This window comes from Nisaea sp. (assembly GCF_039990255.1).
Lineage (GTDB): Bacteria > Pseudomonadota > Alphaproteobacteria > Thalassobaculales > Thalassobaculaceae > Nisaea.
The window spans coordinates 78,781-99,573 of the sequence record NZ_JBDXGG010000006.1; the positions used below are offsets into that span (position 1 = coordinate 78,781).

The 20,793-nt window shown below is 59.0% G+C and carries 18 protein-coding genes; 9 read left to right on the forward strand and 9 right to left on the reverse strand.

The window, feature by feature from the left end; translation table 11 throughout:
• From hemA to ABJ076_RS04480, 4 genes are all read left to right on the forward strand, one after another.
• Positions 1 to 1,293 carry a glutamyl-tRNA reductase gene (gene hemA, locus ABJ076_RS04465; protein ID WP_348190365.1) on the forward strand — a complete coding sequence of 431 codons (1,293 nt, stop codon included), beginning with the start codon at positions 1 to 3 and terminating at the stop codon, positions 1,291 to 1,293.
• Positions 1,290 to 2,345: a peptide chain release factor 1 gene (gene prfA / locus ABJ076_RS04470; protein ID WP_348190362.1), complete on the forward strand. Its 1,056-nt coding sequence runs from the start codon at positions 1,290 to 1,292 to the stop codon at positions 2,343 to 2,345. The genes hemA and prfA overlap by 4 nt, the downstream gene beginning before the upstream one ends.
• Positions 2,345 to 3,214 carry a peptide chain release factor N(5)-glutamine methyltransferase gene (gene prmC, locus ABJ076_RS04475; RefSeq protein WP_348190360.1) on the forward strand — a complete coding sequence of 290 codons (870 nt, stop codon included), beginning with the start codon at positions 2,345 to 2,347 and terminating at the stop codon, positions 3,212 to 3,214. Before prfA ends, prmC begins: the two co-directional genes overlap by 1 nt.
• Before the next feature lie 261 nt (positions 3,215 to 3,475).
• A complete protein-coding gene (locus ABJ076_RS04480) occupies positions 3,476 to 4,267 on the forward strand; it encodes a DUF4167 domain-containing protein (RefSeq protein ID WP_348190357.1) in 792 nt (263 codons plus the stop codon).
• A 77-nt stretch (positions 4,268 to 4,344) separates the two neighbouring features.
• Here the strand turns inward: ABJ076_RS04480 and ABJ076_RS04485 are convergent, their stop codons facing one another.
• Together ABJ076_RS04485 and ABJ076_RS04490 are read right to left on the reverse strand one after the other, a co-directional pair.
• Positions 4,345 to 4,803 (reverse strand): GNAT family N-acetyltransferase, encoded by a 459-nt coding sequence (locus ABJ076_RS04485; RefSeq protein WP_348190549.1) that lies wholly within the window; start codon positions 4,801 to 4,803, stop codon positions 4,345 to 4,347.
• A gap of 35 nt (positions 4,804 to 4,838) precedes the next feature.
• Complete coding sequence (locus ABJ076_RS04490; RefSeq protein ID WP_348198874.1) at positions 4,839 to 5,645, reverse strand: MOSC domain-containing protein; 807 nt, start codon at positions 5,643 to 5,645, stop codon at positions 4,839 to 4,841.
• A gap of 205 nt (positions 5,646 to 5,850) precedes the next feature.
• Here ABJ076_RS04490 and clpB point away from each other — a divergent pair, with 205 nt between their 5' ends.
• A complete protein-coding gene (gene clpB / locus ABJ076_RS04495) occupies positions 5,851 to 8,469 on the forward strand; it encodes an ATP-dependent chaperone ClpB (protein WP_348190352.1) in 2,619 nt (872 codons plus the stop codon).
• A 57-nt stretch (positions 8,470 to 8,526) separates the two neighbouring features.
• On the opposite strand, the gene ABJ076_RS04500 is transcribed toward clpB, so the two are convergent.
• From ABJ076_RS04500 to ABJ076_RS04515, 4 genes are all read right to left on the reverse strand, one after another.
• Positions 8,527 to 9,432, reverse strand: coding sequence for a hypothetical protein (locus tag ABJ076_RS04500; RefSeq protein WP_348190349.1), 906 nt, complete (start codon positions 9,430 to 9,432; stop codon positions 8,527 to 8,529).
• Positions 9,433 to 9,514: 82 nt separating this feature from the next.
• On the reverse strand, positions 9,515 to 10,141 hold the full coding sequence (locus tag ABJ076_RS04505; protein ID WP_348190347.1) for a pseudaminic acid biosynthesis-associated methylase: 627 nt from the start codon (positions 10,139 to 10,141) through the stop codon (positions 9,515 to 9,517).
• Between the two features lie 25 nt (positions 10,142 to 10,166).
• The gene (locus ABJ076_RS04510) at positions 10,167 to 10,937 is read right to left on the reverse strand and encodes a glycosyltransferase family protein (RefSeq protein WP_348190345.1); all 771 of its coding nucleotides are present in this window, start codon (positions 10,935 to 10,937) and stop codon (positions 10,167 to 10,169) included.
• The gene (locus ABJ076_RS04515) at positions 10,934 to 11,965 is read right to left on the reverse strand and encodes a hypothetical protein (RefSeq protein WP_348190343.1); all 1,032 of its coding nucleotides are present in this window, start codon (positions 11,963 to 11,965) and stop codon (positions 10,934 to 10,936) included. Before ABJ076_RS04515 ends, ABJ076_RS04510 begins: the two co-directional genes overlap by 4 nt.
• Before the next feature lie 86 nt (positions 11,966 to 12,051).
• Between ABJ076_RS04515 and pseI the strand changes: the two genes are divergently transcribed.
• From pseI to ABJ076_RS04535, 4 genes are all read left to right on the forward strand, one after another.
• A complete protein-coding gene (pseI, locus tag ABJ076_RS04520; RefSeq protein ID WP_348190340.1) occupies positions 12,052 to 13,125 on the forward strand; it encodes a pseudaminic acid synthase in 1,074 nt (357 codons plus the stop codon).
• Positions 13,115 to 14,836: a tetratricopeptide repeat protein gene (locus ABJ076_RS04525; protein WP_348190337.1), complete on the forward strand. Its 1,722-nt coding sequence runs from the start codon at positions 13,115 to 13,117 to the stop codon at positions 14,834 to 14,836. The genes pseI and ABJ076_RS04525 overlap by 11 nt, the downstream gene beginning before the upstream one ends.
• 110 nt (positions 14,837 to 14,946) lie before the next feature.
• The gene (locus tag ABJ076_RS04530) at positions 14,947 to 16,767 is read left to right on the forward strand and encodes a tetratricopeptide repeat protein (RefSeq protein ID WP_348190334.1); all 1,821 of its coding nucleotides are present in this window, start codon (positions 14,947 to 14,949) and stop codon (positions 16,765 to 16,767) included.
• Positions 16,764 to 18,494, forward strand: a complete 1,731-nt coding sequence (locus ABJ076_RS04535; protein ID WP_348190331.1) for a tetratricopeptide repeat protein — start codon at positions 16,764 to 16,766, stop codon at positions 18,492 to 18,494. The genes ABJ076_RS04530 and ABJ076_RS04535 overlap by 4 nt, the downstream gene beginning before the upstream one ends.
• Positions 18,495 to 18,510: 16 nt before the next feature.
• On the opposite strand, the gene ABJ076_RS04540 is transcribed toward ABJ076_RS04535, so the two are convergent.
• The 3 genes from ABJ076_RS04540 to ABJ076_RS04550 form a co-directional block, all read right to left on the reverse strand.
• The gene (locus ABJ076_RS04540) at positions 18,511 to 19,446 is read right to left on the reverse strand and encodes a DMT family transporter (RefSeq protein WP_348190329.1); all 936 of its coding nucleotides are present in this window, start codon (positions 19,444 to 19,446) and stop codon (positions 18,511 to 18,513) included.
• A gap of 86 nt (positions 19,447 to 19,532) precedes the next feature.
• Positions 19,533 to 20,057, reverse strand: coding sequence for a GNAT family N-acetyltransferase (locus tag ABJ076_RS04545; protein WP_348190326.1), 525 nt, complete (start codon positions 20,055 to 20,057; stop codon positions 19,533 to 19,535).
• Positions 20,044 to 20,790, reverse strand: coding sequence for an ABC transporter permease (locus tag ABJ076_RS04550; RefSeq protein WP_348190324.1), 747 nt, complete (start codon positions 20,788 to 20,790; stop codon positions 20,044 to 20,046). Before ABJ076_RS04550 ends, ABJ076_RS04545 begins: the two co-directional genes overlap by 14 nt.
• Positions 20,791 to 20,793: the final 3 nt, after the last annotated feature.

A 20,793-nucleotide genomic window follows, 5' to 3' on the forward strand; every position in this document is an offset into this window, starting at 1 on the left:
TTGGCGGACCGCTCCGCTTCCCCGCTTTTTCAGGATCTGCACCGCTTCGCCGTCGTCGGCGTCAACCACCGGACCTGTCCCGATGCCATTCGTGAGCAACTTTTCGTCGCCGACGAGGAGCTGCCGGTCGTGCTTCGCTCGCTCCGGGTCTTCGGCGTTGAGGAAGCCATGCCACTCTCGACCTGCGACCGGGTCGAGGTCGCCGGCATCTTCCCCAATCCGGAAGAAGCGCGCAGCATCATCGCCAAGATCCTCTGTGCCCCGGTTGATCTTGACCCGGCACTGCTGGAGCCTCTGCTTTACCGGCATGTCGGCGGGGATGCGGTGAGCCATCTCTTTCGCGTCGCCGCTTCTCTCGACAGCCAGGTGATCGGGGAGCCCCAAATACTCGGGCAAATGCGTGCAGGGCACCGGCTGGCACGCAGCCTGAAATCCTCAGGTCCGTTACTCGACGCGACCATGAGCGCCGCCTTCGAAGCCGCTCGCCAGGTGCGCCGGGAAACCCGCATCGCCGAAGGGCCGGTCTCCATCGCCGCTGCCGCCCTCTCTGTTGCCCGCGACGTGCACGGCGCATTGGAGCGGACACGCGCGGTGTTGCTTGGCTCGGGCGAGCTTGGCCTCATTCTGGCGGAGCAGCTTCACAACAGTCACGGCACCCCCGTCACGGTGCTCGACTGTATTGCCCGGCGCGCTCAAGCCTCGGCCAAATCCATAGGGGCTCATCATGGCGCGATGGACAGCCTTGCGGATGCACTTGTCGATGCCGATATCGTCATCGCGGCCGTCGGGGAAGGCCGGACCCAGCTGACCGAAGAAATGATTGCACAAACGCTGGTGAAACGCCGCTACCGGCCGGTCTTTCTGGTCGATCTCTCGGTCCCGAGCGATATCGATCCTGCGGTCAACAGGATCGACGAGGCATTCCTGTTCGATCTGGAAGACCTGGAACGGTCCGCGGCCGAAGGCAAGAATGCTCGTCGCGCCGAGGCCGAAGCGGCCCGAGAGCTAATCGACGCGGCAGTCGCCCGCTTTCTCTCAGATCAGAGCGGACGCATCGCCGCCCCCTCAATTGCACGGCTGCGGACCCATCTTGAGGGCATGCGGAACACCCTGCATGCGGAGCAGCCCAACCTATCCGCCGAAGACGCAACGCGCCTGCTGCTGAAGCGCATCATGCACGGCCCGTCGGAACATCTCCGGCACCTCGCGGCAATTGACAATCTGGACGACCGGACTCTCTCCACTCTCGAGGAGCTGTTCGGTCTCGACCAAGAACAAGGAGACGACCTGTGAGCTTGCAGGCAAACCTGGAACGCGTGCTGGCCCGTCACAAGGAACTGGAAGCCATTTTGGCCTCCGGCGACAGCTCAGACATCGCCAAGCTATCGAAAGAGCTTTCGGAACTGGCGCCTATCGCCCAGAAGGTGACCGAGTTGAATGGCATGCGCCAAGAGTTGTCCGATGCCCGCGAGTTGCTTGAAGATCCGGACATGGCGGACATGGCCGCCGACGAGGTGCAGCGGCTAGAGAAATCCCTACCAGAGCTTGAGCACGTCGTTCAGATTTTGCTGCTGCCGAAAGACGAAGCGGACGAGAAGAACGCTATCCTCGAAGTCCGGGCCGGCACCGGCGGGGATGAAGCCGCTTTGTTTGCCAGCGATCTGTTCGGCATGTATCAGCGCTATGCTGCCCAGAAGGGTTGGAAGTTCGAAGTCATGGAGATCTCCGAGAACGATATCGGCGGCTACAAGGAAGCCACTGCCGAGATCACCGGCCGCTCGGTCTTCGCGCGTCTCAAGTTTGAATCCGGCGTGCACCGGGTGCAGCGGGTGCCGGTGACAGAGTCCGGTGGCCGGATCCATACTTCCGCCGCGACCGTCGCGGTGCTGCCGGAAGCCGAGGATGTCGATCTCCACATTGAGGACAAGGATCTTCGGGTCGATGTGTTCCGGGCCAGCGGCGCTGGGGGACAGCACGTCAACACAACGGAAAGCGCGGTCCGCATCACCCACCTGCCTTCCGGCATCGTGGTCTCCCAGCAGGACGAGAAGTCGCAGCATAAGAACCGGGCCAAGGCAATGAAGATCCTGCGCGCCCGGCTCTACGATCATGAACGCCAGCGCCTCGCCAGCGAACGGGCGGCAGATCGCAAGGATCAGATCGGTAGCGGGGATCGATCGGAGCGTATCCGGACCTATAATTTTCCACAGGGCCGCGTGTCCGATCACCGCATAAACCTGACCCTTTACAAGATAGAAAAGGTGATAGCCGGAGAAGCTCTCGACGAGTTGGTCGACGCCCTGACCGCGGAAGACGAGGCCGCCCGCCTCGCCTCAATGAGCTGATGACCCGGAACGCTACTCACGAGACAGAGACCGTCGCGGCCCTGCTGCAGGCCGCAATGCAGCGTTTGGCTTCGGAAGGCAACGACAATCCCCGGCTCGACGCGCGGCTACTGCTTGCCCATGCCCTCGGCGTGGAAGGACGGCTGCATGGCCGGGAAGACAATCCGGTTACGGTGGAGGAGCGCACCCACTTTGCTGGATTTCTGGCGCGCCGGATCGGTGGGGAGCCCGTCTCCCGCATTCTCGGTTCCCGTGAATTCTGGAGCCTGGAGTTCGATCTTTCACCAGCCACCCTTGATCCGCGCCCGGACAGCGAGACTCTGATTGATGCCGTTCTCGAGCTGCATCCGGACCGCAACCGCGCTTACCGCATACTAGATCTCGGCACTGGAACCGGCTGCCTCCTGCTGGCAGCACTATCCGAATTTCCGAATGCAGAAGGTGTGGGTGTCGACATCGACACAGAGTGCGTCCAAATTGCGCGTAAAAATGCAGAGAAACTATGTCTTTCCAGCCGCGCACGAATGATCTGTTCCCGGTGGGCAGACAATGTGAACGGACCGTTCGATATCGTACTTTCCAACCCCCCGTATATTCCCACATCCGACATTTCTCAATTACAACCAGAAGTAAAATTGCACGACCCGACACAAGCATTAGACGGCGGCGTGGATGGCCTCGACGCATATCGTAACATAGCGGAATCCCTGCCCTCCCTACTCGGCGAAGACGGTCTCGCAGTGCTCGAATTTGGAGAAGGCCAGGGGCAAGATATCTTGCGTATCATGGAAGCTTCAGGCCTCATCGTGGGTGGCTTCCGGAATGATTTGGCGGGCATCGAGCGCTGCATTCTGGTGCGCCGACTCTAGCTGTACGCCCCTTATCGCTGCGTTGCGATAGAGGAATTAAAACTTGGAATGCCGCGCCCAAACAGTTAGTCTCTTCTTATGCAACAGAGGCCGGAGGGGGCAGGTCTGTTGCAGGAAACCATCCTGGTTATGAGATGAATGCATCGGCTTGGACTTGGTCCTACCGGATGCACTGGATGTTTCGGTCGCGCACGTGGTGTGGATCGGTGTTTTGGCATGGGAGCCCATTTGGCACCCTTTTAAAACGGCAAAGAATCAATCATGAGACAAGGTCCCCATCAGAAGCGTGGGCGGGGTCGCGGCGGAAATAACAACAATCGTCGCCCGAACACCCCAAACAGAAATCAGACCTTCGACAGCAACGGCCCAGACGTGCGGATCCGTGGCAATGCGCATCAAGTGTACGAAAAGTACCTGACGCTTGCCCGGGATGCCTCTACCTCAGGAGACCGGCTGCTGGCTGAAAACCTGTTCCAGCATGCGGACCACTATTTCCGCATCTACAGCGCTTTCAACGAAGAGAATGAAGCCCGCAAGAATGCGCAGCAGGATAACGGGCAGCAGCAGCCCGACAATCCGCCGCGTAACGACGACTCCCGCAGAGAAGACGATAGCGATGCGGGTAATGTCGTGGAAGTGCGTCCGGTTCAGTCTTCATCACCCCAGCCTCCGGCAACACCGTCGTCAGACGAAGAACCGGCTCCGGCGCGGAAGACCCGAAGCGAACGACGTCAGGACGCCGAAGCCGCAGAGCAAACCGGTGGACAGCCGAGCGAGCCGGAACAACGTGCACCGCGTCAGCCGCGCCGCCGCCGCACCGCACCTGCACCTGTTCAGCAGGATGCCGCCCCTCCTGCAGCGGATAATGATTCTGCGCTTCGGGCAATGCTTGGTGCCAGTGAAAGCGGTACGCCAAAAGCGGCGCCGAAAGAAGCTAAAGAAGCTGCCGCTGACAGTCCTGAACCGGAAGCAAAGCCGGTCCGCCGTCGCGGCCGTCCGCGCAAGGTTGTCGAAGCAGTCGAACCCGCTCTGCCACTGGCCGGCGAAGACTGATAGGCGTATAGCCACAACGATTTCAAAAAACCGGTCGTCAGCAATGGCGGCCGGTTTTTTTATGCGACGGTGTCAGGTCAGCGCCTGGATCTACTTTGTGCGAGGATCTGCTTTGTGAACGAATAGGATGGCGAAGAACGCTGATATCCGATGCGTTCGTAAAAGGCATGAGCACCGGTCCGACGCTCATTCGACGACAGGAACACGGTTGCACACCCGAGCTCCCGAGCCAGCCGCTCCGCCTCGATCATGAGGGCACGCCCTGCTCCGCTGCCCCTCGCTTGCTCATCAACGACGAGCGCCTGCACGCGCAACATCATCCCCTTGTCGATCGTTGGGGCCTGAAAGCAATGCAGAAAACCAAGCAGTAAATCCCCGGAGAAAGCGCCGAAGGCGTGATGACCGGATACCCCAAGAACCGCAGCGATACGCGCCTTGGCTGCTTCCGGCTCCAATTCATATCCGAGCTGCACCGTGAGGGCGGCGACTTTCACCGCATCCTCTACCCTCAGGCTCCGCATGCTCAGCTGATCCACCAACAGAAAGTCCGCTTTTCCCACCAGTCCAGAAACTAGAGAACGGTGATCTCTTCACCGACACGGATCATGCCACCACCGGTCACATCGACATAGATACCGCAATCGGTGTGGCCAAATCCGTTCTGCAGATCCCGCGGGATCGTAAGATCACGCTGGGCCGTCGCCGGATCGACATTGGTTGCCGGACAACGACCAATCCGTTCGGCAACCTGGAATTCGGCATCTCCAACCTTCACCGTCTTTCCGACCCAGGTGAATTCTTCCCAAGCCGGGACGCCTTCAATCACGAGATTACCCCGGAAGCGCAACGGATCGACCGGCCGGCCGACAACGCGCTCAAGATCACGGACACTTTCCAGATTGATGATCGAGACGAAGGGAACCTTCACATCGGAATAGGGCTGGTCGCCGCTTTCAACAATCCGGGGCTGCCCCCGGCTTTCCTTTGTCATGAAGGCGGCGAAGAACTGTTCGAGGACCGTCCGTCCATTGACGTCAGTGAGCTTGCCGCTAGAGACGTTCCGGCCTTTGCGCCATATTTGCAGGATCGCAGTTTCGTCATCGAAGCGTGCTTCGAGTTGAGCCAGCTTCTCTGCTTGCGCCAGTTGCAGGAAATTGGCTTTCGCCTTCCAATCCCGGTCTCCGGCCTCCGCGCGCCGCGCCGAAGCGCCGTGCAAAATGCCAAAACGACGGTCGTTCGGGAGCATGCGCCCCGCTTCCAGCGGCACGCTCTCCAAAGATTCTCCGGTCATACCCTTGACCGGGAACCTGTATATCGCACTGATTTTTCCCATACTGCACCGCACAATAAATAGCTTCGAAAGCCTGTCAACTCGCATTCCCACCACTTGCGATGCCCCATCCACTCCCTATATCTGGAGTGCGGGTTCCGGACGCCGCTATCGGGTCCGGCCCCCTTCCAAGACGGAACGCAATCGGCGATGCTGTAATGATCGTCCGTGCATTCCGAAAAGAGGCTCGCGTGTCGCCATATTGGGGCACACAGAGCTGTATCGGCAACCTTGCGGTACGAAGGAGACGACCGTGGATTTCGAAAAACTCTCGGAGCGCCTGCGCGGCTTTCTGCAATCGGCGCAGACCTATGCAACCGGAGCCGGGCATCAACGCCTGACCCCCGAACATCTGCTAAAAGTCCTGCTCGACGATAAGGAAGGCATGTGCGCCAAGCTTATCGACGCGTCGGGCGGTAACGCGAAAACAGCCCAGATCGCAGTCGAAGCCGAACTCGGCAAGCTGCCGACAGTCGAAGGCAGTGGCGCGGGGCAAGTTTATCTCGCCCCTGAAACGGCTCGCCTGCTTACCCAGGCTGAGGAAATATCCGAAAAAGCCGGAGACAGCTTCATTACGGTGGAGCGGCTGTTGCTTGCCATCACCATGGCAGAAGGCACCGCGGCGGCCCGCATCCTGAAGGATGCCGGTCTCACGGCGCAGGCGCTGAATCAGACCATCAACGACGTCCGAAAAGGCCGCAAGGCCGATAGCGCTACGGCCGAAAATGCCTATGAAGCGCTGGAAAAATACACCCAGGACATGACCGAGGCCGCCCGCTCGGGCAAGCTCGATCCGGTGATCGGCCGGGATGAGGAAATCCGCAGAACCATCCAGGTTCTGTCACGCCGGACCAAGAACAACCCGGTGCTGATCGGTGAGCCCGGCGTCGGCAAGACCGCTCTTATTGAGGGGTTGGCGCTGCGTATCGTGAACGGGGACGTGCCTGAGCCGCTGAAACAGAAGCGGTTGCTGACGCTCGACCTCGGCGCGCTGATCGCCGGCGCCAAGTTCCGGGGTGAGTTCGAGGAGCGTCTGAAAGCCGTATTGCAGGAAGTCTCCCATTCCGAAGGCGACATCATTCTCTTCATCGACGAGCTGCACACGCTGGTCGGTGCCGGTGCAGCGGAAGGCGCGATGGACGCTTCCAACATGCTGAAACCTGCCCTCGCCCGTGGAGAGTTGCACTGCGTTGGAGCGACGACGCTCGACGAGTACCGCAAGCATATCGAAAAGGACGCAGCACTGGCCCGTCGCTTCCAGCCGGTTTTCGTAGAGGAACCAAACGTAATCGACGCCATATCGATCCTGCGTGGCCTGAAGGAAAAATACGAGCTGCACCACGGCGTGCGGATCACCGACAGCGCGCTGGTTTCGGCCGCGAACCTCTCCAACCGCTACATCACCGACCGGTTCCTGCCCGACAAGGCTATCGACCTGATGGATGAGGCAGCATCGCGCCGGCGTATGGAAGTGGATTCCAAGCCAGAGAAGATCGACGAGCTTGACCGCAAGATCATCCAGCTCAAGATCGAACAGGAAGCTCTGAAGAAGGAAGCCGACAAGGCATCCAAGGACCGCCTATCGAAACTCGAAGGCGAGCTGGCCGCGCTTGAGAAGACGTCTGCCGAGCTGACCGAACGCTGGCAGTCCGAGAAGGAAGTCGTGGTCGGCGTCCAGAAGATGCAAGAGAAGCTGGAAAAAGCCCGGCAGGAGCTGGATAACGCAAAACGGCAAGGCGACTTCGAGAAGGCCGGCGAGCTGATGTATGGCGTCATCCCAGATCTTGAAGCGACCATAGGTCAGGCTGAGAACGCATCAGCCGAGAAGATGGTCATGGAAGAGGTGACGGACCGCGATATCGCTTCCGTCGTCTCACGCTGGACCGGAATTCCGGTCGACAAGATGCTCGAAGGCGAGCGCGAGAAACTGCTTCAGATGGAAGAAAACCTGCATGCGCGGGTGATCGGCCAGGACGAAGCTGTTTCCGCCATCTCCAACGCCGTTCGCCGGGCTCGTGCCGGGTTACAGGACCCAAACCGTCCGATCGGCTCTTTCCTGTTCCTCGGCCCGACCGGCGTTGGCAAGACGGAGCTGACCAAGGCGCTCGCCGAATTCCTGTTCGATGACGAGCACGCCATGGTTCGCCTCGACATGTCCGAATACATGGAGAAACACTCGGTCAGCCGTCTGATCGGGGCGCCTCCGGGCTATGTCGGCTATGACGAGGGCGGTGCCCTGACCGAAGCTGTGCGGCGTCGGCCTTATCAAGTCGTGCTGTTTGATGAAGTCGAAAAGGCACACCCTGATGTCTTTAACGTGCTGCTCCAGGTACTCGATGACGGCCGTTTGACGGATGGGCAAGGCCGGACAATCGATTTCCGCAACACGCTGATCATTCTCACCTCCAACCTTGGCTCCGAGTTCCTCGCGGCCCAGGGCGAAGGCGAGACGGTCGATGCGGTTCGGGAGCAGGTGATGGAGGTCGTGCGCCGGGCTTTCCGGCCAGAATTCCTGAACAGGCTCGACGAGACACTGCTCTTCTCAAGGCTCGACCGCGCGAACATGACGCATATCGTCGATATCCAACTCGGCAACCTCCGGAAACTGCTTGAAGACCGCAAGATCACCATCGACCTGGACGAGGCGGCCCTGCGCTGGCTCGCCGATACGGGCTACGACCCCGTCTATGGTGCCCGGCCGCTGAAAAGGGTGATCCAGCGCTCGCTTCAGAACCCGCTGGCCAACCAGATCCTGGAAGGTGGCATCCTCGACGGCAGCCACGTGAAGGTGACGGCGGAAGACGGCAAGCTGATTATCAACGGCAAAGCGTCAGCGCAGAGCTCCAAGGTTCGGATCGAGGCGGCGGAGTAAAACAAATAGGCCCCCCTTGTTAAAGAGGGGCCTATTCTCAGGAATTATTTTGAATATTCAACCCGTTAACCTCACCAAATGGCATTCTCGAGGCTTCGATTCTCCTCCGATTATTTGGTAGACTACAATAACATCGCCTCGAATTTTCTGCTTTGTCCAAATATCTTCTGGACGCGTTGGCGGGAAAATTCGCATCTGCATTCTGTCAGGAGATAGTTCGGGAATTACGGCTGCCCATCCACGCTTCGAATAATCGACGTCTTGTGCGTGCAATTCTATTTCGACATCATGAAGCTGCTCGCTCGTTTCATCCGGTGTAAGTACCTCTTCAGCTGTATCGCCCGGAACTTGAGCGACGATATCTGAAGGAATTGATCTAGTACCTATGATTATTTCTGCATTTCGCTGATTTTTGCTCGGAGCAAAAAATCTTAAAGCTGTCCGGCCAAGGCTAACCATTCGCCTTCCCGAATATCTCGATTCTAACGTAGCGCGGATTGTTTCCTCAGGTTTTCCAGTCGCTTGCGCCAATTCTCCTATAAGCTGATCCAACTGCGACCGGACTCCGTTTGAATCAAGCAAGCGACCAAGTCGCTTAATCAAGAAATCCGCTCCGTAAAACAAAACCACCAAAGTTACTACTGTTATGAGCGTGCTGTGCCCATCTGGAAGATCCACGCCAAGAATTTCTTCCACTCCTTTCGGAACAGCGGCATTTAGATCGTCTTGATAAGCAATCAGCAAAGCAACAGTGAATAATTCGCGTAGCGGGCTTTGCTGGGATACACGACTCACAGAAATATTTATACGACGGACCCTAAATCCATCTATTAAGCTGGATAATATTACGGCCGCCTCTTTTGCCGCTTGCTCTGTCGCCAAGAGAGAGTCAACGACGTCTGATACGGAGGAAGCCTCCTCAGTATCGTAAATCACCTGATGAGGTAGACTAATCTCCATCAAAACTCCCCCTTTACGGGAAAGTTACAATTTCTAAATACAACCCATCAAGATCAATTGAGCGTTGATTTAAAGAATTCAAAACCTATCCGCGCTTCTCCAGCAGGAACCAGGTCATATCATCCGCCGGAAAATTTGGGTCCCGGTGATAACAGAAACCGTAATCGACCAGTTTCAGATCGGGGAACCGGTCCAACAGATCACCGGCGAAATCCCGTTTGAACAGCCGGTCGTCGTGCCCCCGGTAAGGGATCGCAACCGGAGCCGGGTTGTAATACTCCGACAGCGCGATGTAGCGACCGCTGGCCGCATAGAGATTGTCATAGACGCTCGGCAGCGCGTCGGGACTGATGTGGATGAGCACACCGGATGTGAAAGAAAGATCGTGCGGCGTCTCCACCTGCGGCTCAAGGATCGAGCCGTGATGAACATTCAGCCGCTCCTGCATCTTGAGGATCTTCACCGCTTCGGGATTGATCTCGATGGCGGAGAGTTTCGCTTCCGGCAGCAGGGTGCGGAGGGCCAGCATGTTGAGGCCTATATTCGCCCCGAACTCGACTACCGAGCCGACCGTCCCCGCCCGCGACAGGATGCGGGTGAACATCGCCGTGCGAGAGGCCAGGATGGCGGCGTCCCGATTCCGGTCGATATAGGCATTGCCGAAGGATCCGGCCCAGAAGGCTTCCTGCTCGGTGCGGTAGATGTCCGTCATCGGGTTACTCCGGTTTAGCGGCGGCTCAAGCCTGCTCGGGATAGGCGCCGCTGTCATTTTTCACGGGTTGGGGGCGTTCATAGACCCCGCGATTGATCAGCGGCCAGTCCGGGTGCTGTTCCAGCACTGCCAGCACATCCTGATAGGTGAAGGCCGGGTTCACCGGATAGAGCGCTTCGAGAATGCGCCGGACCAGCTCGAAATCCTCCGGGTGATCCACCGTCCAGCGATGTCCCGTGATCGGCGGCTCGTGCAGCAGGTAGTGGCAGGCGAACCTTTCCTTGTGATTGTAGAGGAAGGGCGTGACATGCTCGCGCTCCTGCCGGGCCTCGGCCTCACGGTGCGCAGCCATCAGGGCCGTAACCCGGATACCTTCCGCATCGAGCCCCATGGGCAGGGTTCGCGGGGTCGTGTTCGAAATATAGTCGAGCGGCGGGTTACTGTCCCGCAGCGCCGCAACAACCTGATCCACAAGCGCCGGGTCGATCAACGGGCAATCGGCCGTGAGCCGCACGACAAGATCGGCGCCCGCCATTTCCGCCGCTCCGGCATAGCGAGACAGCACGTCTGCTTCCGAGCCGCGCCAGACGCGCAGCCCCTCGCTCTCAACAAATTCTGCCACCGGATCGTCCGTCGCGTTCACCGTGGTGGCGACGACGATCTCATCCACCGTCCGGCAGCGAGCGATACGTTCGAGCTGATAGCCAAGAAGCGGTTTCCCGAGGACCTCCTTCAGCACCTTGCCGGGCAGGCGCGTCGACGTCATGCGCGCCTGGATGATCACAACAGTTTTCACGGAATTCCCGTCCCCGCCTCAATTCCCAGCATGGCGTCAATCACCCGTTCCACCCCGCCCCCGTCAACAAGAGCCGATGCGGCGGCGGACAGCTTTCGGCGCACGGCTGAATCTTGCAACACCCTGACAGTTTCCGCCACCAGTTGCTCCGCCGGGCAATCAGAAAAGCGGCCGAGATAAAGCGCAGCGCCCCGGGCCGCCATGCCCGCCCCAACCGGCTCCTCCACCGGAACGCTGGCGCCGAGGATCATGGGCGTGCCAAACAGCGACAACTCCCAGACCGTGGAGCCGGCGGATGAAATCGTAAGGTCCGTCTTCGCGATAAGGGTGCCCATATCCTTCACGCCGCGATGATAGGTGATCATGGGATCAGTGTCCGCTGGGGCCCGCCATGCGCTTGCCGGTCCAATCACCGCATCAACATGGCCGTCAGCAATGGTGGCCTGCCGCAGCGCTGTCGCCGCCGCTTCCGCCAGCGCTTCAAGATGGCCGCCCGGGTCCGCGCCGCCTACCAACACAAGAATACGCTGCGGTCGCTCCGGGAGCGTGCGGAGCTGAAGGGTCTCGCGCATGTCAGCACGGATCAGGGCGAAGCCGGGACCGGCCAAGATCTTCGCCTCGGTGCGCCCGGCATAGTCACCGGACGTGGCCTGAACATTCTGGTTCAGCAACAGGTCGCAGGGATAGCGCTCCGCCGAGCCCTCATCGTCGATCAACAGGACTGGCAGGCCCGCATTCCGAACCCTTTCGAGATAGTCGGGCGTCGCGAAGGATCCGTCGACAACCAGCCAGCGGGCGCCAATCCCTGTCGCCGCGTCGGCAAACTCACGCCCATCATCCGGTGAGGCAAACACCCGATGCGCGATACCCGCACCGTCGAGCCGGGCAAGCACCGGATCGGGCAGTGCTGCAGCGGAGAAAAATACGGCTTCACCGCCCTGCGCGCACCACGCCTCCGCCAGCGCGAAGCAGCGCATGGCATGGCCGAGACCAATCCCCGCGTCCGCGTCGGCGCGAATTGCCAGCATCCCCGGACTCACCCTGCCGCCATCCCTTCTATCCCACGGTAAAAAAAGCTATTCTGGCGACTTCACATCGCCAAGTCACGGGAACCATGGCCAGCACCTTCAAGATCAACGGACGCCCGGTCGGGCCGGATCACACGCCTTATATCGTGGCGGAGCTATCCGGCAATCATAATGGCGATATCAAGCGCGCCCTTGCTCTGATCGATGCCGCCAAGGCGGCGGGTGCCGATGCGGTAAAGATTCAGACCTATCGCGCCGACACCATTACCATCGATCATGACGGCCCCGAATTCCTGCTCACGGACGGCCTCTGGAAAGGCCGCAAGCTCTTCGAACTCTATGAAGAGGCCCATACACCATGGGACTGGCACGCGGAGCTGTTCACCCATGCCAGCAATCAAGGCATCACTCTGTTTTCTGCACCGTTCGATCCGACGGCAGTTGAGTTACTTGAGCGACTGAATGCGCCCGCCTACAAGATCGCCTCACCGGAGATCGTCGATCTCGATCTGATCGAGCTATGTGCACGGACCGGTAAACCGCTGATAATCTCCACCGGCATGGCCAGTTTCGAGGAAATCGAGGAAGCGGTCGCCACCGCCCGCGCCGCCGGGGCGGCGGAGATCCTCGTCCTGCACTGCACCAGTGGCTATCCGACACCGGTTGATCAAGCCAATCTTTCGACCATCACGGATCTTACAAAACGCCTCGATGTCGCCATTGGGCTGTCGGACCACACACTGGACAATATCGTTGCCGCTGCCGCCGTCGCCGTTGGCGCCGTGCTGGTCGAGAAGCATTTCACCCTGAGCAGAGCCGATGGCGGGGTCGACAGTGCTTTCTCTCTGGAACCGGCGGAGCTCGCTCAGCTGGTCAAAGACCTGCGCTCGGTGCACGCAGCCATCGGCCAGCCGAACTACCGGCCGACCGCCGCCGAGCTGATCACCCTGCCGATGCGGCGCTCGCTTTACGTGGTCGCGGACATCGCCGAGGGAGAAGAACTCACACGTGCTAATGTCCGCTCCATTCGACCCTCAAACGGCATGCTGCCGCGGCACCTGAAGAGCGTGCTCGGGAAGACGGCAACCCGCGCCCTGACGCGTGGCGAGCCGCTGGCAGCGGACATGGTTCAGGGTTTCACGAGCCAGCATGACGGGTGACGACACGCAGGTGATGCTGCACCAGGCTCTGCAAAAGCATCAGGCTGGCGATCTCACAGGGGCAGCGCCGCTTTATCAGCAGGTTCTCAAAGCATCTCCTCAGCATCCCGATGCCCTGAACCTGCTCGGCTTCCTGCTGCATCAGGCGGGCAAATCCGCGGAGGGCCTGAAACTCGTCGATGCCGCCATCGCCATAGCCCCACAACAAGCCAGCTTCCGCAGCAACAGGGCACGGATTCTTCATCATCTCGGAAAGCACGAAAATGCGGATGCCGCTTTCCGAATGGCACTGACGCTCGATCCGTCCGATCCCATCGCAGTTCAGGACCTTGCAGCGGCCCGGCGCGCAAATGGTCGGGTTGTCGCGGCGGCACCGCTTTTCCGCCATCTGCTCAGCCTGAGTCCTGCGGATCCTGCAGCCTTGCTTGCCGAGGCGACCAGCCGGATTGATCTTGGCCACCATGACGCCGCGCGTACACTATTGCGAAAGTGCCTGGTGACCGCCCCCGCCCTGATCGAAGCCACAAACAGCTACGCTTTTCTCGGCATCACCGCCCTTACTTTCGATGAAGCGCGTCGGTGGTTCAGGCGGACGATTACAGCTCAACCGCGCTATGCCGCTCCCTATTCCGGGCTGGCCGAACTTTACTATTTAGAAGGTGACATAGACGCCTGTCTGAACGCCTCCGAACAGGCTATCGCCCTTGCTCCGAACGACCCGCAAATTCAGGTTAGACACAGCATGCGCCTGCTTACCGCCGGGCACATCAAAGATGGATGGCGGAATTTCGAATGGCGCTTGAAACGGTCAGATGCAGTCCGGCGGCCGGGTTTGCCTCCGCGCTGGCAAGGCGAGCCACTTGCTGGCAAACGCATGCTTGTCTGCGCGGAGGAAGGTGTGGGCGACGAGATCCTTTATGCGTCGATGATCCCGGATCTGCTGTCAGCCAACGCTTCCGTCGTCATCGAATGCGCGCCGCGGCTTCTAGAGGTTTTCCAGCGCTCCTTCCCCGACTGCGTCGTGCATGCCTACACACGGAGTGGCGATCGTTTCAGGCCAGCACATGACTACAATTGGCTGCCGCAGGACCCGCCAGTCAACTTCGCTATTGCTGGAGGCAGCCTGCCTGCGTTGCTGCGCCCGGATATCGCATCCTACGAGCACCAACGCCCTTACATCTCCGCATCTCCGGAGAGAGTCCGTGATATGGAACAGAAATTGGCAGCGCTGCCACCAGGGCCACGGATCGGGTTCGCCTGGCGGTCAAAGGACGTAAACCCGTTTCGTGATCTACACTACACACGACTTCAGGATTGGCAGTCTCTGCTGACCGAGCCAGGACTACAGCTCGTCTCCATGCAATACGGCTCCGGCTGGGAGCGTGAGATTTCCGACGCTCGACAAGAATTCGGAGCACGCCTGCATGTACTTGAGGGCGTCGACATGACAAATGACTTCGAGGATATTTTCGCCCTCGCCGCATCAGTCGATTGCCTGATCTGCCCAAGCAGCACTCTGGCCTGGGTTGGCGGAAGCCTCGGCAAGCCGGTCTGGAAATTTGGGATCGACCCCATTTTCCTTCGCTTGGGAACAGAGAGATTTCCGGGTTTTCCAAGCCTGAAAGGTTTTTTGAAACTGGCGGGAGCCCCTTGGAAGCAGGTCACAAACGCGGTAACCGCCGAGGCTCGCGCTCTGCGGGCATCTCTATGAGCATAGATAACAACTCACGTCACGTGCAGACGTTCTATCGGCCCCGCCAAGGAGCTAAGCTCCGGTTTTCATTGACCCGGCGCCCTTAACGGACCGACAACGAAGTAAGCATGGCTACTCTGGAAACCCAAAGCCTGATGCAGCAGGCACTCGCGCACCATCAGCAGGGCCGCCTGCCGGAGGCGGCCGCGCTCTATCAGCACGTTCTCCGGCGCACTCCGCGTGAGCCGGATGCGCTCCATCTGTTCGGTGTGCTGATGCATCAGGGCGGACAGCACGAAACCGGACGCCAACTTGTCGAGGCCGCTCTGCAAATCGACCCCATGCGTGCGGACTTTTTGAGTAATCTCGGGCAAATCCTGAAAGCATTGGGGAAGCTGGAAGACTCGGAAACCGCCTACCGAAACGCTCTCTCCAAATCGCCCGGCTTTGTCGACGCCCTTGCCAATCTTGGTGCGCTGTTGCAGGAACGCGGCGCAGTGGCCGAAGCAATCGGCTTCCTGCAGCAAGCCGTTCGAAAAGAGCCCGGCCACGCCAACGCACATATGAATCTTGGCAACGCCTTTCGAAAAGACGGTCGTGTTGCAGAGGCGGAAGCGGCGCATCGGCAAGCCGTGTCGCTCTCTCCGCTAAGCGAGGAAGGCCATGCCAATCTCGCCACCACATTGATGGACCAGGACATGCTGGAGGAAGCGGATTGTGCCTTGAAGCGTGCGCTCCTCCTCAACCCGATCCTGGCCGAGGCAGCCAACAGTTTCGGTTTCCTCCTCTTCAACCAACGACATTACACGCAATCAGGCACATGGTTTGGCCGCGCCATCCTGTTGGCTCCCGGCTACGCCGCCCCGGAGACAGGCCTCGCCGAACTCGCCTATTTTTCCGGTCAGCTGGAACAGTCTCTTCGCCACTCTGAAAACGCTCTTCGCCTTGCCCCGGAAGAGCCACAGATCCACCTGCGCCATGCAATCCGGCTCCTAGCGGCGGGTCATCTGGAAGAAGGTTGGCAGGAACGGGAATGGCGACACAAGGCGCCGGATCGGGTGCGACGGATCGGCCTGCCCCCGGTCTGGCAGGGAGAACCGCTTTCTGGCAAGCGCCTGTTGGTCTGTGCCGAGGAAGGCGTCGGGGACGAAATTCTCTATGCGTCCATCCTTCCTGAAGTCTCGCAGCAGGGTGCCGAGCTGGTGATCGAATGTGACGAACGCTTGCTTCCGGTCTTCCGGCGCTCCTTCCCTGAAGCGCTGGTGCATGCTTATGCAAGAGCTGGAGATGGTTTCCGGCCAGTGCAGAAATATGACTGGCTGCCGCAAGACAAACCTGTCGATTACGCCATCGATGCCGGTAGCCTCACCCTCTATTTTCGGCGAACGCTCTCTGACTTTGAAAAGACCCGGCCATATCTGAAACCCGATCCGGAGCGGGTTCTCCAAGTTCGTGACATGCTCGGCAAAACCGGCGATGGGCTGAAGGTCGCCCTTGCCTGGAGGTCACGCAGAAGTTCGGCTTTCCGGGACGTTCACTATACTGCTCTGAAAGAATGGCTGCCACTTTTCGCCCTGCCGGAGGCACAGTTATTCTCAATTCAGTACGGCGAAAACTGGGGCACGGAAATAGAAACGCTCGAGCGCGAGACAGGTCATGCCCCAACCGTCCTGCCGGACCTCGACCTGACCGATAATTTCGACGACATTCTGGCACTTGTCTCGTCAGTCGATGTCCTGATCTGCCCCAGCAGCACATTGGGCTGGATCGGCGGCGCGCTCGGCGCGGAGACCTGGCTGTTCCATCCCCAGCCGCTCTTCGTGCAATACGGCACGGAAAGTTTTCCGGGATTCCCAAGCATCAAAAGCTTTGCAAAACCGTTTGAGGCAAGCTGGGAGAAGACCGTTTCCGAAATCACCGACGCGCTCAGCGCAAAAGCAGCGACATGAGCGCGACATTACTTCAAGCCGCATTCGCCTCCCATAGAGCCGGCAATCTTGAGGCCGCCATCGGGTATTACAAGGATTGCCTTGCCTCCGACGCAGGTCAAAGCGCCGTGTATGATTATCTCGGCGTCGCCTGCACAGGATTGCCGGAGCATGGACCGGAAGCTGTGCGCGCCTTTCGGCGCTCTCTGTTGCTTGAGCCCGGACGCGGCAGTGTCTTGAGTAATCTGGCAACTCTCTATGCGCACGCTACAGACGACCCGAGGGCTCTCTTGTGGTTTCGGCGCGCTTCAATAACAGAACCCGTGCGAGCCGATTATTGGGCCCGCCAGGCAAGTTGCGCGATCCGTCTCGGCCAGAACGCCGAAGCGCTTGTCTGCCTTAAGCGGGCATGCAGACGTGCTCCTACGGACTCAACTCACTGGGAACATCACGGCACTCTGCTGCGCCGCATGACCCGCCGAGCAGATGCAGAACGCGCCGTACGGAACGGCTTGCTCATCAACCCTGCAGCCGGACGCCTCTGGTCTTCTCTTTCCGCCACCCTTCTTGAGACAGATCAAGTCGCTGCGGCAATGCAGTACGGCCGCAAGGCAACGATTGCGGCACCGGCGGATAGCGAAGCGTTCGGAAATCTCGCACAGGCGCTCTATCGGTTTGGCCAGATCGAAGCCGCGATCTCGAACGGCGCACAGGCTATGCGCCTCGATTCCCAGAACCCGGTTATCACTTTCAATCTTGCGATCTATCTGCTGAGCAACGGCGATATGGCGCGCGGCTGGCCTCTCTATGAAGCCCGCCTGATCCCGCTCCGGAAAATGACACGCAATCTTCCACCACAAACTTGGAGCCGGGACATCTTCGGGCCAGACATTCATCTGCTGGTATATGCCGAACAGGGGCTCGGTGACGAAGTCATGTTCGCAACATGCTTTCCGGAATTGCAGGAACGGTTGGCGCTGGGAGAACTGGGGAGCATTACGATCGAATGCACTGATCGGCTCCGCCCTTTGTTTAAGCGTTCGTTCCCCGAGTTCCACTTTTTCGACCGCATCCGGAAACAGGAACAGCGCCTGCATCCCGCCGACTATGGGACAATTGTTGGCGAGCGTGGATGTACTCACGAAATCGCAGCCGGCAGCCTGCCAAAACTTTTCCGCCCGGATCAGACCCAGTTCCCGGCTAAGTCCGACATTTTAGTTCCAGACCCGGACAGGGTCGCACATTGGAGAGATTGGCTTTCGAAAAACGGGACCGGTCCAGCGATCGGCTTGTGCTGGAGATCGCGTGCCGGGCGTGACCTCGGAGCCGTTTACTATCCGGGAGCCGGAAACCTTGGTTCAATCCTTCAATCGCCAGGCGCGCGTTTCATTACCCTGCAATATGACGAGAACGCAGAAGAACTGGCCAGGATCGAAACAGAAAACGATGTACGCGTCCTGCGGCCCGAAGGCCTTGATCTGACCAATGACCTGGATGGGGTCGTCGCATTGATTTCGGCACTGGATGTCATTGTCTCACCGCAAAATCTGGTGCTTAGCCTGACAGGTGCTCTCGGCCGAAAAGGCTATTCAATGCCACATGTACTAAACTGGGTCTCGCTCGGTACGGATCGCATGCCATTCTTCCCATCGATAGATGTAGATATCCGACGAAAAGATGAAGGATTGAATTGGGATCCCGTTATGGGACGGATAGCCGAGCGCGTACGATCCCGCATCAATTCTTAGACACAAGTTGTACGATCTAACGCTCCGCGACCGCTTCGGCAGCGATCCGGTTGGACCGTGCCCTCTGTGCTTCACGATATGTGATGTAGAGCCCACTCCCGACAATAATTCCCGAACCAAGCCATGTCATCGCATCCGGCAAAGTTCCGAAAATCAGAAAAGTCAGCAGCGTCGCCATCAGTAACTGCCCGTAATTCAGCGGAGACAGCAAGGAGGCCTCGCCAAGCCTGAAAGCCTTGATGACAAGGAAGTGTCCGAGTCCTCCAAGAATTCCCATAAGGGCGAACAGACCATAATCAAGCATGCTGATCGGCAACCGGTAATCGAACGGCAGCGCAACCGTCGTTATCAACGCACCGATCAGGGCGATATAGGTGATTGAGGTTTCAGCGGAATCGCTGCTTGCATACTTACGTGTCAGCACCTGATAGACCGCATAGAAAAACGCAGTGCCAATGACCAGGAACATCGCCCAATGGCTTTCCGCACCTCCGGGCCGGATGATGATCAGCGCGCCGCAGAAGCCAACCAGAACCGCAATCCAGCGCCGTATCCCAACCTTCTCGCCGAGGAACGGAACCGCAAGGGCCGTCACGATGATCGGCGAGGTGAAGTTGATCGCACTGGCGATCGGCACTTCGATATAGCGAAGCGCCAGGAAGAACATGCAGGTGCAACAGAACATCAGCACCGAACGGATGATGTGAACACCGGGTTTCTGCGCCCGAAGCAACCCGACCCCATGCTTTGGCATGAAGAGGATCAAAGCGAACAGCAGATGCCCCGTATAGCGCGCCCAGACGATCTGCGTCGTCGAATACTCGGCTGAAAGATACCGCGCCAGCACATTCATGCAGGGCAGCACCGTGATCGCGCCGAGCATGAAGAGAAAAGCCGTACCGTAGGAATTCGAAAGAGGTTTGGAGGCGGTTGCCCGAGCGTTTGTTGCCATTTTCGCAGTCTACTTTTGCGACAGCCCCGAAACAAATGCCAACCCGGAACGAATGCACGACAGAGCCGCGAACTGGCTTTCTATTATCAAGATTTCAGAGTTGCCGGCGTCACGGTCAGATACATCGCGTTCATGGCCGGATTGGGGTGGCGCCCTTTCTCTCGGAAGCCGACGCGTTTAAGAGCGATGACCGCCGGCCAGTTATCCGCCAGCGGGCAGGCAACGATACGGTCAATGCCGGGGTCCTCGAAGACCTGAAGGCCAAGTGCACGTAGCATGGCCTGACCCCATTTCCGGTTCAGCACATCCGACTCGCCGATCAGAAAATCTATGGCACGGGTGTGCGGAGTGACATCCGGAATAGCGCTCCAGGATGGATCCCCATGTGCACTATAGACATAGGCGCAGCCGACCGAACGGCCATCGATTACCGCAATAAGAAGCTGCGTTTCCGTACTATTCTGCGGCCCCTGCAAAGCTGCGCCGATACGTGAAAATACTTTATGCGACCAACGGGTTACGTGGGGAGCCATCACCCAGTTTTGTATCGCTCCAGTGTCGGAGGGCTCCGCCCCCCGAAAGAAAACGTTCCCGGTTCTATCTGATGTCAATATCGCCTACCGATGCCGTCCTCAGATCCTTGACTGTCGGCGTGCGCACGGCATCGCGCCGCTCAGGGTTGAGCCGGTATTCGATAAAAGCGACGAGACGCGTCACGATGAAAACAAGCGCCAGATAGAAGACCGCAGCAATCAGGAATATTTCCAACGGTTTGTATGTCTGCGAGATCATCTTGCGAGCGATGCCGGTCATCTCCAGCAACGTGATCGTGCTGGCAAGCGAGGTCGACTTGATCATCAGAATGATCTCATTGCCGTAGGCGGGAAGGGCCTGACGAATGGCCTGCGGAAAGACGATCCGGCGAAACCGCATGACCGCATTCATGCCGCAGGCCTTGGCCGCTTCGATCTGGCCGAACGGAACGGCCTGGATACCGCCGCGAATGATCTCGCTGGTATAGGCGCCGGTATTCAGCGTCAGCGCCAGGATCGCGCACCACCAGGCTTCTCGCAGCACCGGCCAGAGAAAGCTCTCCCGCACGGCTTCGAACTGGCCGGTGCCGTAGTAGATCAGGAAAATCTGCACCAGCAGCGGCGTGCCACGGAAGACATAGACAAAACTGTAGGCAAAACCTGAGAGCGGCCGGAACCGGGAGGTCCGCAGCAGCGCAATGACAATCGCGAGGAAGAAGCCGAGGAAGAGCGACGATGCCGCCAGGACTATAGTGACCGGCAGGCCGCTCAGGATTTTCGGGAAGGCTTCCGCCATCAACTCAAAATCCATGAC